Below are 1,768 nucleotides of genomic sequence, written 5' to 3'. Positions count from 1 at the left end.
GCCGTCCGCGGGCGCCTGGTCGGCGGGCACTTCGGCGGCGGGCTCGTCGAAGTCGGGCAGGTTCACACCGGGTACGCCGGGGCGCGCCGGCGTCTCCCCCGGCTCGTCGGGGTCCACCGGCAGATCGGGAACCCCCGGGATGTCGGGCAGTCCGGCGACTCCGGCCACCGGCTCGCCGGGTGTCGTCTCCGCGCCCGCCGTCGTCGCCGCGATCGCGCCTGCCAGCAGCACGGCCGAGGCCGTCACACAGACCACCACCAGCGGTTTCCGCATTCCCCGTATCCTCACGTCGGTCCGGCGGCGCCGGGCCTGTCCACGGCGCCCATGGCCGGACCAACGCGGTAGACACCGGACCGGTGACTTTGCCCGGTTTCGGCACATTCCGTAAAGATCGACTTGACCAGGGGTTCGACCCTTCGCCGGGCCGCCGGCTTCACCCGCCGGTGGTAATCCGTTCGGGTGGGGACGACGGGGCCATGGCCCGGGTCATCGCGGCGGTGTCCTGATACTCGCGCCACAGCACCACCTTGTCGTCGCGCAGGGTCAGGACCGCGATGAACGCTGCCGTAGCCCGCTTCCCCGTCCGCAGGTGGGTGGCTGTCAGCTCGTACTCGACGATGAAGGTCCCTGGGTCCAGGGTCTGGTGGAGCGCCGTGGCGTCGCACGCGTCGATCCGGATCGGCAGGGCGGCGCGCTGCGGGTCGGCGAAGACCGCGAACCGCGCGCGGCCCTCGATGCGGGACGGGCGGCCGGGCGCCGCGAACGGGAACTCGACCACCACGTCGTCGGCCAGGTGCTCGTGGTCGAGCGGGCCGAGAGGGCCCAGCCACTGCTGCTTCATGCGGTCGAAGAACTCCTCGGGCGTCATGCCGGACCTCCAGGACGATAAGGTGAGTGACGACTCCGGAAATACGATAATGAGTGGTGACTCATCTTGTCCAGACCGATGCGGGCCGACGCCCGGCGCAACCGCGAGCGGATCCTCGCCGCGGCCGGCGCGGTGTTCGCCGAGGGCGGCCCCGACGCGTCGACGGAGGAGGTGGCTCGGCGGGCCGGCGTTGCGGCGGGCACCGTCTTCCGCCACTTCCCCACCAAGGCCGATCTGCTACGGGCGCTGATGAAGGAGCTGCTCGAACAGGTCACGGCCGAGGCCGCGACCCTGGCCACGGAGGGCGATCCGGCGACGGCGCTGTTCGAGTTCTTCCGTTCACTGGTACGCCGGACCGCCGACAACCGCACGGTGGTGGGCATGCTGGCCGTCCCCCTGGATCAGCCGATCGCCTCGCTCACCGACGTCGTGGCCACACTCCTGACCAGGGCACAGCAGGCCGGCGCCGTGGATCCGGGCGTGCGTGCCGATGAGGTGATGGCGCTGCTGACCAGCGCGTGTCAGGGCGCTCTGCAGGGTGGCTGGGACGCCGGCCTGCGGGATCGCACGTGCGAGATCATGCTCCGAGGGCTGAAACCGGCCAAGGGACCGAAAGAATCTCGCTAATCTGGGCTAATGGCACAGCTCGGACATTCCGTCCCTCAGGGGGAAGGGACTCTGTCCGTCGTCTTCCGGGCCGGATCGCTGCTGTGCGCGCTGCGTCTCGACGACGTCGTCGAGACGATGCGCCCGCTGGCCACCCGCCCGCTGGCCGGCGCGCCCGCCTTTATGAGCGGGATCTGCATCATGCGCGGGGTGCCGACGCCGGTGGTGGACGTCGCCCGCCTTCTGGGAGGCGGGCCGGCGGAGATCACCCGCTTTCTCGCGGTACGCACCGAG

At 71.0% G+C, this 1,768-nt stretch carries 4 protein-coding genes; 2 read left to right on the top strand and 2 right to left on the bottom strand.

Features of this window, described 5'->3' with window-relative positions; all coding sequences use genetic code 11:
* Together AB0M20_RS41710 and AB0M20_RS41705 are read right to left on the bottom strand one after the other, a co-directional pair.
* The coding region (locus tag AB0M20_RS41710) for a hypothetical protein (RefSeq protein ID WP_364306879.1) at nucleotides 1–273 on the bottom strand (273 nt) is incomplete at its 3' end.
* A gap of 160 nt (nucleotides 274–433) precedes the next feature.
* Entirely contained in the window at nucleotides 434–868 is a 435-nt protein-coding gene (locus tag AB0M20_RS41705; RefSeq protein ID WP_364306877.1) for a nuclear transport factor 2 family protein, read from the bottom strand.
* A gap of 66 nt (nucleotides 869–934) precedes the next feature.
* Between AB0M20_RS41705 and AB0M20_RS41700 the strand changes: the two genes are divergently transcribed.
* Both AB0M20_RS41700 and AB0M20_RS41695 read left to right on the top strand, forming a co-directional pair.
* Complete coding sequence (locus tag AB0M20_RS41700; protein WP_364306875.1) at nucleotides 935–1,495, top strand: TetR/AcrR family transcriptional regulator; 561 nt, start codon at nucleotides 935–937, stop codon at nucleotides 1,493–1,495.
* 9 nt (nucleotides 1,496–1,504) lie between these two features.
* The coding region (locus tag AB0M20_RS41695) for a chemotaxis protein CheW (protein ID WP_364306874.1) at nucleotides 1,505–1,768 on the top strand (264 nt) is incomplete at its 3' end.

The sequence above is a fragment of the Actinoplanes sp. NPDC051633 genome (genome assembly GCF_040681735.1).
Lineage (GTDB): Bacteria > Actinomycetota > Actinomycetes > Mycobacteriales > Micromonosporaceae > Actinoplanes.
This window is presented reverse-complemented; position numbering and strand designations above follow the sequence as displayed.